Below are 13,632 nucleotides of genomic sequence, written 5' to 3'. Positions count from 1 at the left end.
GGCCAGGACCGTCTCGCCCGGGTCCAGGCCCGGGTCGCCGAGGGCACCGGCCCGGCCCGCGCGGCCCTGCCCGCCCTGCGCCGCCGCCCGAACCCGCCCCACCACTAGTGATCTTCAGTGATCTTCACTGTGCCGGGCCGGGTTGATCAGGCGGTGTCCCGTCGGGTCGGCGGGCGGGCAGACCGGGTGGGTCAGCAGACCGGGTGGTAGGGGACGTCGGCGATGTAGCGCTGCCATTCGGTTTCGGTGATCTGCCGGGACGGGTCCGCGCAGGCGGCGGCGATCAGGCGGGCGTCGTCGATGTCGCTGATCCGCACGGTGTAGTCGTCGCTGGCGGTGGCAATGCTGCGACCGTCCGGCGACCAGGCGAGGGCCTGGATCCAGTCACCGTGGCCGCTGATCGTGCCGGCGGCTGCTGGTCGCCCGGAGCCGGTGACGTCCCACAGGTGCACCGTCGTGTCCCACCCGGCGGTTGCGAGGGTTCGTCCGTCCGGGCTGAAGGCGACGTCGAAGACCCATTTTTCGTCGGCGGGGAACGAGGCGACCGCCTCCGGTCGGGACGGATCGGAGACGTCCCAGATGCGGGCGGTGCCGTCGTAGCTGCCGGTGGCCAGCCGTCTGCCGTCCGGGCTGAACGCCACCGCCCAGACGTAGTCGGTGTGCGCGGTGATCGCGGCCAGTGACCGTGGATGGCTCGGATCCGAGATGTCCCAGATGCGGGCGGTCCGGTCGGCGCTCGCGGTGGCCAACAGGCGCCCGTTGGGGCTGAAGGCGACCTCGTTCACCCAGCTGGTGTGCCGGTCAAGCACCGACAGCTCCCGTGGATGGCGCCGATCGCTGACGTCCCACAGCCGGGCGGTGTTGTCGTAGCCGCTGGTGGCCAGGATCCTGCCGTTGGGGCTGAACGCGGCGTCGAGTACCCAGCCGTCATGTCCGAGGATGTCGGAGACCTCGACGGGATGGCTCGGGTCGCTGATGTCCCACAGGATCGCGCTGCGGTCATAGCTGACGGTGGCCAGCATCGTTCCGTCCGGGCTGAACGCGGCGTCCAGCGTCCAGGACCGGTGTCGGTTGAGGGTGGCCAGGCGCACCGGATGGGCCTGGTCGGCGATGTTCCACAACTGAACCAGGTTGTCCGCGCCGGTCGAGGCGAGCAGCCGCCCGTTCGGGCTGATGCTCACGCCCAGCGCGGACGCGGTGTGCCCGCGCAGCACGGTCGCCGTCGCGGCGGAGAACGAGGTCCGCAGCGCCGCGCGGGCCTCGGCGTCCGGATCGATCCGGTAGGCGGCCAGGGACAGCCGGGCAGCCAGGTCGGTGTCGGAGGTACGCACCGCCTCTGCGGCCAGTGCCACTCGTTCGGCGATCTCCTGGTGGCTCGGCCGGTCACCGCCGCCGGAGGTCAGGGCCAGCGGCCCCAGGGCGGTGATCAGCGCGACCGCGAGCAGCGGCGCGGCGAGCAGGGCAATTCGCCGCCGGCTCCACCGCCGCCGCCACCTGGTCGCCGGTCCCCTGTCGCCGGCACCCGCTGCGCCAGCGTCAGCGCCGACACCGGTGTCCAGGCCCGGTCCGGACGGGCTCGCACCGCTGTGCCGCGCGCCGAGATCGGAATCGCCGGTGGGCGCCGGTCCGGCATCGGGTGCAACCCCGTCGACCCCGTCGCTCGGCGCGTTCCCGCCGCCGTCTGCACCGGCGGTCGCGCCGCTGCCGGCGGCCGGGACCGGCCCTGCGGTCCGCGCGGATCGTTGGGGGGGTGCCGCCAGCGGCGCGGCGGAGTGGATGATCCGGGTCACGTCCGGGTCGGGATGCGTGGGTGGTCCCATACCGACCAGGCGTAGGAAAAGATCCCGCGCGGTCGGGCGGGCCGCCGGGTCCTTGCGCATCGCCTCCTTGACGATGGGGCGCAGGTTCGGGGCCAGACCGTCGAGCAACGGCTCGCGGTGCACGACCCGGTAGAGCTGTACCGGCGTCGGCCCGTCACCGAACGGGAACGATCCGGTGCCGGCATAGGTGACCAGGCCGCCCCAGGCGAACACGTCCGCGGCTGCCGAGACCGGCTCGCCGTTGGCCTGCTCGGGCGCCATGAAGGCCGGGGTACCGATCCGCTGGATCTCCTGGCTGAGCATCGTCGGGGCGTCCATCGCCCGTGCGATGCCGAAGTCGATCACTCTCGGGCCGAGGGAGGACAGCAGCACGTTCGACGGTTTGAGGTCTCGGTGGACCATGCCGGCACCGTGGATGGAGGTCAGCGCCGCCGCGACGCTGACCGCGAGCCGTTCCAGGTCGGCCGAGCGCAACGGACCCTCGGCGGCGACGGTCTGCGCCAGGGTGAACCCGTCGATGTACTCGGTGACGAGGTACGGCAGACCACCCGGCGGATCGACGACGTCGAGCACCTCCGCGGTGCAGAACCGGGCGACCCGACGGGCGATGTCCGCCTCCCGGCGGAACCTGGCCCGGAACTCGGGCACCCGGGCGAGATCCGGCCGGATGACCTTGACTGCCACCAGCCGGCCGGCGTAGCCGGCGACGTGCTCGCGGCCCCGGCCGAGATAGACCGTGCCCATCCCGCCCTCGCCGAGGCGGCCCAGCAGCTCAACCCGGTCCAGCCCGGTCAGGTCGCCTGGTTCCAGCGGAGCCACACCCACCGGCACCGCGGCGCCCGGCCGCCCTGCGCCCACCTGCCCTGCGCCCACCTGCCCTGCGCCCACCTGCCCTGCGCTCACCTGAGCCTGGCCGGTACCGGCCTGGCCTGTACCGGCGGCGGTCTGGCCGGTCGCGGGTGGTGTGACGACGGAAGCATCGGTGCGCGGGGCTGGAGTCCGGCTCGGTGGAATGTGGCCGCCGGGCGGGTCGGCGCCCGGGTGGGACGGCGGTCCGGGCGGTGGATCGACGGACGGACCGATGGCGTCGGTCGGGTGGATCTGGGCTGCCAGTGGCTGCGGCAGTGCAGACAGAGGGGGCGCCAGGCGCCCTCCGTCCGTCTCCCGCTTACGGCGCACGTTGTCCCCCCGAGCCTGGCCGGCAGCCCGGCGGGCGCCGGGCCGCGCGATCAGCTTTTCATGATCTTCTGGCTCCGCCGGGCGGTGGGGCCAGCCGCTCGGGTGCTGCCGCGACAGGTCGACCTACCGACGGCACGCGTCTGCGCCGGCGGAGTCCGTGCCCGTCGCGGGCGTCCGGAGCCAGTGTCAGTGTGCCGTCGCACGCAGTGACGTGCACGCTCCGCGATGGATATTCACAGACTATGGTAGATCGTCACTCCTGACGTTCGGGTGTCAGTCCCGGTGTGGTTGTCCGTTGTGGATCGCGGGTCGGGTTGCGCAGGGCCTCGGCGGCACGTCGTCGGGCGGTGGCCTGCAGCCCCGGTGCCCGGGGCGTGACCCCTGTGTTCTCGGTGTTTCGTCCGGTCGTCTCGCCGCGGTTGGCCGCGCGGGCCACCGCGGGCGTGGCCGCCCCGGGGGCGAAGGCGGTGAACCTGGCGGACGGGGGCGTGCCGTCGTCGGTCGGCGTGGCGGCGTTCGCACCGCCGGTCATCGCGATCCACCCGCAGGCGACCAGGGCGGCAGCGGCGAACACGCACACCGCCACCGCGAAGCTGATCGGAACCCATTGCGGCCAAGGCGCCCAGGCCGTCATGTTGGTCCAGGCATCCCCGAGGTCACCGCCCCCTGGCTCCCAGAAGTGCGGGAACACCTGCCTGATCGACAGGAACTGCAGGGTGGCCGCGCCGGCCAGGAAGAGCACCGGCATCACGCGGGACAGCTGACGGCCGAGCGACGCGGCGCCCATCCCGACGCCGATCGCCAGCGCCGCGAGGCCGGCATACAGGTAGCGGCCGGAGATCCCACTGACGTGGAACTGCCGGTCGAAGTTCTTCGCCGACTGCACGGCCATCAGGGCGAACAGGCCCCAGGTGACCCAGAGCAGGACCAGCAGATCGACCCGCGCCCGCCAGGTACGCGCCCGGACCAGGGCAAGCGCGAACAGGACGATCACGACTCCCGACCCGATCCGCACCGGCACGGTCGCGAGGTTCACCTCGAACCAGCCGATCGACCCCCACCAACGCAGGATTGTGCCGTTGACCAGCAGCTCGGTGTAGGCGCCCCAGTCGTCGCCCAGGTACTGCCCGAGCGGGAAACCGGGCGTTTCGGGCTGGAAGGTGCCCCACCGTACGACGTTGACGATCCACCACCAGCCGCCCAGCACAACCATGATCGCCCCACCGAGAGCGATCTGCCGCCACGGCACCGATAGCCCGGTGCCGGTGCCGGTGCCGACGTCGGCGTCGCGGCGAGCCCGGAGCCAGGCGACCAGATAGGCGAGCGCGGCCATCGGCACGAGCACGATGGCCAGGGACTTGGTCATCAGGGCAAGACCGATGAAGGCACCGGTGTAGGCCGCGGTGCGCAACGAGGTGTCCCCGCGCAGCACGTACACCACCGCGACGGTGGCCAGCCCCCCGGTCAGTACGAGCAGGTTGTCGTTGTTGACGCTGGAACCGATGTGGGTGAGCTGCGGAATCGCGAGCGGCATGAGTGCGGCGCAGATCCCCGCGATCGGGTTGCCGTCGGACAGCCGATGCGCCCCGGCCCAGGCGAGCAGGGGCAGCGGAGCGATCATCAGCACGCTGACCAGGCGCAGAATGCCGATGATCTCGTCCCAGCGGAGATGGTCACCGCCGCCCGGGATGGCCTTGAGCACCACCGCGTTCACCCAGTAGTACAACGGTGGATGCTGGACGATCTGCTGGATTCCGCCGACCGGCGCCGGTGTGCGTTCCAGGGTCCGCCAACTGGGCCGGTACTCGCGCGGTTCGGCCTCGTCGGCGGTGAACGGACCGGCGGACAGGTCGCGGGGCGCGTTGTCCAGGCCGTAGGGCGCTACCATGATCGCCCCGACGCCGCCGCGGGTGACCGTCACATGGCCGGGATGCGGCCAGCCCCGGCCCTCGACCAGCCGCATGACGGCGTCGACGTGATTGGGCTCGTCCGGGGCGTGGTACTGCGGCACCAGCACGGACCAGCTGGCCAGCATCGCGGTGAACAGCAGCGTGATGATCCAGACGGCGGGCGGCGCCGACCGCGCAATGCGCCATGGCCGCAACCGCGCACCCGTCTGGGGTACGCCTGCGGGGGACCCGGGGGTGGCGGAACGGGTCGCCGCGGTCGGTTCCAGCGTGTCAGCCAAGACTGGGTAGTCCCATCGGACGAAGGTGGTGTCATGTTACGGACACCCCCTTCCTGTTGACGGCAGGCCCCCTGCGTCGACGCCGGGCATCCGTGCACGTCAGCCCGTATCACTGGGCGCGTCCGGGACAGTGGTTCCCGCGGGTCGGTGCCGTTAGTCCCGCGCTCCCGCGTGGGTCAGCGCCAGGCGTCGATGTGGCCGACCACCTTTGCCGGCGATCCGGCGACCACGGCCTTCGGCGGGACGTCCCGGGTGACGACGGAGCCGGCTGCCACCACGGCGCTCTCGCCGACGGTGACCCCCTTGAGCACGATCGCGCCGGCGCCGATCCAGGCCCGGTCCTCGAGGATGATCGGCCCGCTCATCGGCTGCTCCACCCCGTCGACGATCATCGGGTGGAAGTCGTTGTCCAGCAGCTGGGTATCCCAGGAGACGTTGCAGTAGGCGCCGATGGACACCCGCTCACGTACCAGGATCTTGGCGAAGCCGTTGACGTTCGCGTACGGGCCGAGCTCGAGCACCCCGGAGTCGACGACGATCCGCACCCCACGTTGCAACGACACCACACCCTCGCAGCGCAGCCGGCCCTCCGGGTGGACCCGGATGATCGAGGTGTCCCGCTTCGTGGTCAGACCGAACGGGGCGAGACCGACCCGCAGGGCGGCACCGTCGGCGAACTCGAACCGCTCCCGACCCTCGATGACGGTCGGCGAACCGATCCAGATCGGCTGGCGGTGGGCCAGCGGGTAGCGCAGGCCGGCCACGAACGAGCGGGCCGAGGTCTCCCGCGCCGCGCGCAGGGCCCGGACGTGCCGAACATACTCACGGAGATCACTTCTGAACGCGCTCACCGCCACAACAGTAGGCGCCGACGTGGGACGGCCGATGGCCGGTATCCGGCCCTCGGGCGCGGCTCGGCGTGCCCACCGGGCGCCCGTGGCGAGGGGACGGGACCCGGCCCGGCGTGGTCCGGCGCGGCGCGGCGTGTCGGACCCGGGTGGTGGCCGGGAGGTGGGCCGGTGGTCGGCCGGTGGGACGCGGCGTGCCACTCTAGAGCGGCGGTTCGTGGGGGACGAGCCGCCGCGACCATCGCCACGCCGCCGGCCTCTGCCGGTACATCACGACCTCGGGCCACCGCCGATTCCGGACGGACGGCCAGGCCACAGGACCCGGCGGGGCGGGCCAGATCCCGGCGGTGAGGACTGCCGGGCCGGCGGCGCTCACCGCCGGGAACGAGGAGCGGGAGCCACACCGACGTGAGTGTCAGCGCCATCCACATACCCGAGCGTCCGCAGGACGGCACACCGACGCAGCCCGCGGCCGGTGACGAGCAGACCGGGCCTGGCCCGGACGTTCCCTACGTCACCATCGTGCTGCCCTGTTACAACGAGCAGGATCACGTCGTGCGCGAACTGGAGCGCATCTCGGCGGCGATGGACGTCAGCGGATACGCCTACGAGATCCTGGCGATCGACGACAAGTCCACCGACAACACCCTTGCCGTGCTGCGCGAGGCCGCGCCCCGCTTCCCGCGGATGCGGATCATGGCGTTCCGCCGCAACGGCGGCTCGGGTACGGCCCGGCGGATCGGCACCCAGGAGGCGCGGGGGAAGATCGTCGTCTGGACCGACGCCGACATGACCTACCCCAACGAGCGCATCCCCGAGTTCGTCCGCCATCTCGACGACAACCTCGACGTCGACCAGGTGGTCGGTGCCCGCCTCACCGAGGAGGGCACCCACAAGTGGGCCCGGGTGCCGGCGAAGTGGCTGATCCGGATGATCGCGCAGCGGCTGTCCGGGATGAAGATCCCCGACCTGAACTCGGGGCTGCGGGCCTTTCGCCGTGAGGTGTCGTTGCCGTACCTGCGTCTGCTGCCGCCCGGGTTCAGCTGCGTCACGACGATCACGATGTCGTTTCTGTCCAACCAGCATCCGGTCGACTACATCCCGATCGACTACGCCAAGCGCGCCGGGACGTCGAAGTTCCATCCGTTCAAGGACGCGCGGCGCTACATCCTGCAGGTCCTGCGGATGGTGATGTACTTCGACCCGCTCAAGGTGCTCATGCCACTCGCCCTGTGGATCATGGGGCTGGGCTTCGTCAAGCTGATCGTGGACCTGGTCCGGTACGACTTTCACGTCACGACCTCGACGCTGCTGGCGATCCTGGTCGGCTTCCAGATCGTCGTCCTCGCACTCATCGGTGACCTGGTGGCCAGGTCCCGCAGCGGTACCTGAGCGGATGCGGATCGCCCTGGTCGGCCCGACCCACCCGTACAAGGGTGGTATCGCCCAGCACACCACGGAGCTTGCCCACCGGCTGGCCGAGCGCGGCCACGACGTGGTCATCGAGTCCTGGTCGGACCAGTACCCGGCGCGCTTCTACCCCGGCCAGGCCCGGGTGAGCGAGCCGGAGATGGAGCCGTTCGAGGCGACGCGCTACCCGCTGTCCTGGCGCCGCCCCGACGGCTGGCTGCGCCTGGGCCGCCGGCTGCGCCGCACCGCGGACGCGGTCGTGCTGGTCGTCGTCACACCTGTGCAGACCCCCGCCTACCTCGCCGTCCTCGCCGGCCTGCGCGGTCTGGACGGCCTGCGCGGCCGGCCGGCCGGTCGGTCGGTCGTCCGTCCGGCGGCGGGGACGCCGCGTGTGCTGGCGCTGTGCCACAACGTGCTGCCGCACGAGCGAAGCCGGATCGACGTGCCGCTGGTCCGGGCCGTGCTGCGCCGGGTCTCGACGGTACTGGTGCACACCCCGGCACAGGCGGAGCTCGCCGCCGAGCTCGCCGGCGTCCCGGTGGTGACCGCCGAGATGGCCCCGCACCTGTGGTCCTCGCCCACCCGTCGCCGTCCGCCCTCGGTCACCGCCGAACAACCAGTCGACTCTGCCGGTCCCGCTGACTCTGCCGGTCCCGCTGACTCTGCCGGTCCCGCTGGCGCTGCCGCCGGTGCGGTTGACCCCTCCACCGGTGCGGCTGACCGGGAGCGCGGCGACGAGGCGTTCCGTCGACTGTTGTTCTTCGGGCTGGTGCGGCCGTACAAGGGGCTCGACGTGCTGCTGCGCGCGCTGGCGGACGGACCGTCCGACGTGCGGCTGACCGTGGCCGGCGAGTTCTGGGGAGATCTGGCGGCCACGGAGAGCCTGATCGGCGAGCTCGGCCTCACCGACCGGGTGGAGCTGCGCGCCGGGTACGTCGACGCCGCGGACGTTCCGGCCCTGTTCGCCGCCGCCGACGCGCTGGTGCTGCCCTACCGGGCGGGGACCGCGTCGCAGAACGTCGACCTCGCCCGCCTGCACGGACTGCCGGTGGTCGCGACCACCGTGGGGACGCTGGCGAGTTCCGTGCGTGACGGTGTGGACGGCCTGCTGGTACCGCCGGACGACGCCGGGGCGCTCGCCGAGGCGCTGCGTCGCCTCTACGCGCCGGGCGTGCTGGCCGACCTGCGGGCCAAGGTCGCGCCGCCGGATGTGCCGGCCGCCTGGGACCGGTATCTGGACGTGACGCTCGCAGCCCTCGCCGACCGGGCTGACCCTGGTGATGGAAAGGTGGACCGGTGAGTCCCGTACGAGACGACGCCCTCGCCTATGTGGGCCATCAGGTGCACGTGATGCGTCGGCGCGAGGTCGGCACCCTGCTGTCCTGGGCGGGCGAGCTCGCCGGGCGCACGGTGCTGGACGTGGCCGGCGGCGACGGCTACTGGGCCGGACAGGCCGTCCGGCGGGGAGCCCGCGCGGTCTGCCTGGACCTGGCCCGGCACAAGCTGGAGTTCGGCCGGCGCCTGCGCGGCCATCCGGGGCTGGTCGAGGGGGACGCGCTCGCGCTGCCCTTCGCCGACGCCACCTTCGACGTGGTCATGTCGGTCTGCGCCATCGAGCACTTCGACGACGGTCCGGCGGCGCTCGCCGAGATGTCCCGGGTGCTGCGCCCCGGCGGCGACCTGGTGATGTCGGCGGACGCGCTGACCCGGTCGGCCGACTGGCCGGAGCTGTTCGAGCGGCACCGGGCCCGCTACCACGTCAAGCACCTCTATCCGGGGGACGTGCTGAACGGGCTGCTCGCGGACGCCGGGATGGACGTCGTCCGCCAGACGTACATGTTCCGCAGCGAGCGCGCCCAGCGGCTCTACCTGACGCTGTCCGCCCGGGGCGGGAAGGCCGGCTGGAACGCGGCCGCGGTGCTCTCCCCGGCCATCGCGCTGGCCGACCGGCGGGCGCCTGACGACGCGGGCAGCGTGGTGCTCACCCACGCCCGCAAACGGGGGAACTGACACCGATGGCTGCCCAGCGTTCCGGCCGCCCGGGTGGGGGCCCGCGCCGCACGCCACCGAGCGGCCCGTCCCGTCCGCGGCGCACCCCGTCGAGCGCACTGCCACCGCGGACCGGTCCGCCGCCGCCACCGTCGTCCAAACTCGCGCAGCGCTCGCTCGCGGTGCTCCTGACGGTGCTGGTGTTCGGCCTGGTCGTGTTCGGTCTCGGCGCCGCCACCGCCACGTTCGGTGAACGCTGGTGGGGCTACGTGCTCGGCGGGGTGTTCTGTGTGCTGATGGTGATCGGTGCGCTGCTCAGCGGCCGACGCTCCCGATCTTCGGGAGTCGAATAGTCGCGACGGTGGGTAGCGGCGGGCCCCCCGTCCCGACAGCGCGACCGGACGCGGGCAGACTGTGAACCGTGCGTGTGGGCTTTGTGGTCGAGCAGCTGCTCGCCCCTGTGCCGGGGGGAACCGGGCGGTACAGCGCCGAGCTCGCCGCCGCGCTCGCCCGGACGGCGGCGCCCGGGGACCTGGTGGCCGGCTGGTGTGCCGCCCACCGGGGGTTCGACGCGGCGGCGCTGCCGGGGGTGCTGGGCCCGATGCGGCTGCCGCTGCCCCGGCGGGCACTGGCTGCCACCTGGTCGCGTGGCGTGGGCCCGTCGCCCCGCGGGGTGGACGTCCTGCACGCACCGACCCTGCTGCTCCCGCCGCCCGGCGGCACCGGTGGCCAGGCCGTCCGGCTCGCCGCCGAGCGGATCCGGGGTGGCCGGCCCGGGCTGGTGGACCAGTCGCGGCCGGCGGGCGGGGCTCGGTGGCCGGGGCGTGCCGGGATGAGCCGGTCGCTGCGGGCCATGTTCGCGGACACCCTCGACCGGTCCCGGCCACGGCCCCGGCTGGTCGTCACGATCCATGACGCGGTCCCCTGGACCCATCCCGAGACGCTGACCCCGCACGGCGCGCGCTGGCACCGCCAGATGGGCGAGCGGGCGGCCCGGCTCGCCGACGCGGTGGTCGTGCCGACCGTGGCCGTGGCCGCGGAGATCGCCCGGCAGCTGCCGCTGGACCCGGCCCGGCTGCACGTGATCGGGGAGGGCGTCGCCGAGGCGGTCGTCCGGGTGCCGCCCGACGCCGAGGCCCGGGCGGTGCGCCTGGGCCTGCCCCCGGCCGGCGGTTACCTGCTGACCCTGGCCACCTGCGAGCCGCGCAAGGGGCTGGACACCGCGCTGGCCGCGTTGGGCCATCCCGACGACCCCGGCCTGCCCCTGGTGCATGTCGGGGCACCCGGGTGGGGCGGGTTGGACGTGCGCTCCGAGGCGACCCGGCTCGGCCTCGGCACCGACCGGGTCCGCACTCTCGGGCGGATCAGTGATGAGGATCTCGCGGTGGTGCTCGCGCGGGCCGGGGTGCTGCTCGCACCGAGCCGTTCGGAGGGCTTCGGGCTGCCCGTGGTGGAGGCGATGGCGCACGGGGTGCCGGTGGTCGTCTCCGATGCCCCGGCGCTGGTCGAGGTGGCCGGCCCGGCCGCGCTGGTGGCAGGGATCGGCGACGCCGCGGCGTTGGCCGGGGCGGTCGCCCGGATCGTCGGTGACCCGCGGCTGCGGGCCCGCCTGTCGGCTGCCGGACGGGCTCGGGCCCAAACGTTTACCTGGAATGCGGCGGCGCGGGAAACGTGGGCGCTCTACCGTCGAGTCTGCGGTTCACCTGCCGTGTCCGTCGCCGACGACGGGCGGGCGTAGTGTTGCCCCCGTTGAGTAGCAAGCGGTCACCGTGAAGCGATCCGCCACCCCTGCCAGGGTGGCGCGTCAGGGAAGGAGCGCCGTGGGACCCCGGGTGCTCGTCGACGCGACTTCGGTCCCGGCGGACCGTGGTGGCGTAGGGCGTTATGTCGACGGGCTGGTCGCGGCGCTGGGCGCGACCGGTGCGGACATGGCGCTCGTCTGCCAGCGGTCGGATGAGGAACGGTACAGCCGGATGGCGCCACATGCCACCGTTCTGTCCGGTCCGGCGGCCATCGCCCACCGGCCGGCACGGCTGGCCTGGGAACAGACCGGTCTGCCCCTGGTGGCGGAGCAGGTTGGTGCCGCCGTCATCCATTCGCCGCACTACACCATGCCCCTGCGGGCGCACCAGCCGGTGTGCGTGACGATTCACGATGTCACGTTCTTCACCGAGCCGGACATGCACACCGCGGTGAAGGGCACGTTCTTTCGCTCGGCGATGCGCACCGCGGTGCGCCGGGCGGGGCGGATCATCGTGCCGTCCAAGGCCACCCGGGACGAACTCGTCCGGGTGCTCGATGCCGAGTCGACGACGACCGACGTGGCCTACCACGGCGTCGACACGTCGACCTTCCACCCGCCGACCGAGGAGGACCGGACGCGGGTGCGCCGCCGCCTCGGCCTGGGGGACTCCCGCTATGTGGCGTTCCTCGGCATGCTGGAGCCGCGCAAGAACGTCCCGAACCTGATCCGCGGCTGGGCCGAGGCGGTGCACTGGCGGGACGAGCCGCCCGCCCTCGTGCTCGCCGGCGGCTCCGGCTGGGACGACGACGTGGATGCGGCCGTCGCCTCGGTGCCGAGCCATCTGCGCGTGATCCGGCCCGGTTACCTGCGTTTCTCCGACCTGCCGGGCTATCTCGGCGGGGCGACGCTGGTGGCGTACCCATCCCACGGTGAGGGCTTCGGCCTGCCGGTGCTCGAGGCGATGGCCTGCGGCGCACCGGTGCTGACCACGCCGCGGCTGTCCCTGCCGGAGGTCGGCGGCGACGCCGTCGCCTACACCCAGCCGGACGCGGACTCCATCGCCCGCGAGATGGGCGCCCTGCTCGACGACGCCGAGCGGCGCGACGTGCTCGGGCGGGCCGGTCTCCACCGGTCCCGGGAGTTCACCTGGGCGGCAAGCGCCGAGGCGCACCTGGCCAGCTACGCCCGGGCGGTCGCCGAGCGCTGAGGCGGCCCGCCGTCCCGCCACCCGGCCTGCGGGGGGTCACAAAGGCCACGCTACGGTCTTTGTGGCGTACCCGTCGCCCGGCCTCCTGGCCGCAGGCGGCGCCGCCGGGCCACGCGCAGACCGCGGCAGCTGGGCCCGGGGCGTGGGACGCCGGTCACGGCGGGTCGGTGAGACGGGCGGGCGTGCACATGGATGTGGGACCGGAGATCCGGGTCGTGGTCGTGACCTACCACTCCGGGGAGATCATCGGAGCGTTTCTCGACACACTCGAGAAGGCCACGAGTCGGTCCGTCGAGGTAGTCATCGTCGACAACTCCCCCCAGCTGGACGCGGGCACCCGCGCCGTCGGGACCCGTCCGCGGGTGGAACTGGTGCGGCCCGGGCGCAACCTCGGGTACGGCAGCGCGATCAACCGTGGGGCCCGCGGCGCTCGTGGGCCGTGGCTGGTCGTCGCCAATGCGGACATCGCATTCGCCCCCGGCGCCCTCGACGACCTGATCGTCGCCGCCGAGCGCTGGCCCCGCGGCGGGGCGTTCGGCCCCGGCATCACCAACCCCGACGGGGCGCTCTACCCGTCCGCCCGCAACCTGCCCTCGCTCGGCCGGGGCGTCGGCCATGCGCTGCTCGGCTGGTGCTGGCCCACGAACCCGTGGACGGTCTCCTACCGCCGGGAGCGTGGCGCCCCGCGGGAGACGACCGCCGGCTGGCTGTCGGGCTCGTGCCAGCTGCTGCGCCGGGAGGCGTTCGAGGCCGTGGGTGGCTTCGACGAGTCGTACTTCATGTTCATGGAGGACGTCGACCTCGGCCAGCGCCTCGGGCAGGCGTCCTGGCAGTCGGTGTACGTGCCGTCCGCGGTGGTGGAACACCTGGGCGGCCATTCGACGAAACGGTCGTCGCGGCGGATGGTGCTGGCCCATCACCGCAGCATGTTCCGCTACCTTTCCCGCCAGTACCCCGGGCCGGCGAAGGCTCCGCTGCGGCTGCTGCTCGGCGTCGGCCTGGGCCTGCGTCTACTGCTGGTGCTCGCCTTCGCCAAGGACAGCGCCGGCGCCCGGGCGACCCGCCCCGCCCACCTGCTGCCCACCCGCAGCGGTGCCGGCGCTGCCGGCGACCGCTGAGCCCAACGGCTGATGCCGGCCGCCGATACCGGTCACTGATTCCGCGGTCGTCCCGGTGCGACACACCCGGCTGACCAAGCGTGGGGTTCGCGTCACGACCAATGCGGGATGTGCAGGGTACGTCATGTT

10 protein-coding genes are annotated in these 13,632 nt (G+C 73.0%); 7 read left to right on the top strand and 3 right to left on the bottom strand.

Translation table 11 applies throughout. The features are described from left to right. Nucleotides 1-191 precede the first annotated feature (191 nt). The 3 genes from ND747_RS24950 to ND747_RS24940 all read right to left on the bottom strand — a co-directional run bounded on the left by ND747_RS24950 (nt 192) and on the right by ND747_RS24940 (nt 6,038). Nucleotides 192-2,564, bottom strand: a complete 2,373-nt coding sequence (locus ND747_RS24950) for a serine/threonine-protein kinase (RefSeq protein ID WP_251736631.1) — start codon at nt 2,562-2,564, stop codon at nt 192-194. A 688-nt stretch (nt 2,565-3,252) separates the two neighbouring features. Further along, nucleotides 3,253-5,187 (bottom strand): glycosyltransferase family 39 protein, encoded by a 1,935-nt coding sequence (locus ND747_RS24945; protein ID WP_251736629.1) that lies wholly within the window; start codon nt 5,185-5,187, stop codon nt 3,253-3,255. A 176-nt stretch (nt 5,188-5,363) separates the two neighbouring features. Beyond that, nucleotides 5,364-6,038 (bottom strand): acyltransferase, encoded by a 675-nt coding sequence (locus ND747_RS24940; protein ID WP_251736628.1) that lies wholly within the window; start codon nt 6,036-6,038, stop codon nt 5,364-5,366. A 516-nt stretch (nt 6,039-6,554) separates the two neighbouring features. Between ND747_RS24940 and ND747_RS24935 the strand changes: the two genes are divergently transcribed. The 7 genes from ND747_RS24935 (at nt 6,555) to ND747_RS24905 (ending at nt 13,503) form a co-directional block, all read left to right on the top strand. Next, nucleotides 6,555-7,427, top strand: coding sequence for a glycosyltransferase family 2 protein (locus ND747_RS24935; protein WP_374216320.1), 873 nt, complete (start codon nt 6,555-6,557; stop codon nt 7,425-7,427). 4 nt (nt 7,428-7,431) lie between these two features. Beyond that, nucleotides 7,432-8,745, top strand: coding sequence for a glycosyltransferase (locus ND747_RS24930; RefSeq protein ID WP_251736626.1), 1,314 nt, complete (start codon nt 7,432-7,434; stop codon nt 8,743-8,745). Continuing rightward, entirely contained in the window at nt 8,742-9,455 is a 714-nt protein-coding gene (locus ND747_RS24925; RefSeq protein WP_251736625.1) for a class I SAM-dependent methyltransferase, read from the top strand. Before ND747_RS24930 ends, ND747_RS24925 begins: the two co-directional genes overlap by 4 nt. 5 nt (nt 9,456-9,460) lie before the next feature. Next, entirely contained in the window at nt 9,461-9,787 is a 327-nt protein-coding gene (locus tag ND747_RS24920) for a hypothetical protein (RefSeq protein ID WP_251736624.1), read from the top strand. A gap of 68 nt (nt 9,788-9,855) precedes the next feature. After that, on the top strand, nt 9,856-11,172 hold the full coding sequence (locus ND747_RS24915; RefSeq protein WP_251736623.1) for a glycosyltransferase family 1 protein: 1,317 nt from the start codon (nt 9,856-9,858) through the stop codon (nt 11,170-11,172). Between the two features lie 82 nt (nt 11,173-11,254). Further along, entirely contained in the window at nt 11,255-12,385 is a 1,131-nt protein-coding gene (locus tag ND747_RS24910) for a glycosyltransferase family 1 protein (protein WP_251736622.1), read from the top strand. A 188-nt stretch (nt 12,386-12,573) separates the two neighbouring features. Continuing rightward, nucleotides 12,574-13,503: a glycosyltransferase family 2 protein gene (locus ND747_RS24905; protein ID WP_251736621.1), complete on the top strand. Its 930-nt coding sequence runs from the start codon at nt 12,574-12,576 to the stop codon at nt 13,501-13,503. The last annotated feature ends 129 nt before the right edge of the window (nt 13,504-13,632 follow it).

It is taken from the genome of Frankia sp. R82 (assembly GCF_023716925.1).
GTDB lineage: Bacteria > Actinomycetota > Actinomycetes > Frankiales > Frankiaceae > Frankia.
Note: the sequence above shows the minus strand (reverse complement) of the source record. Positions and strands in the feature narration are given on the sequence as shown.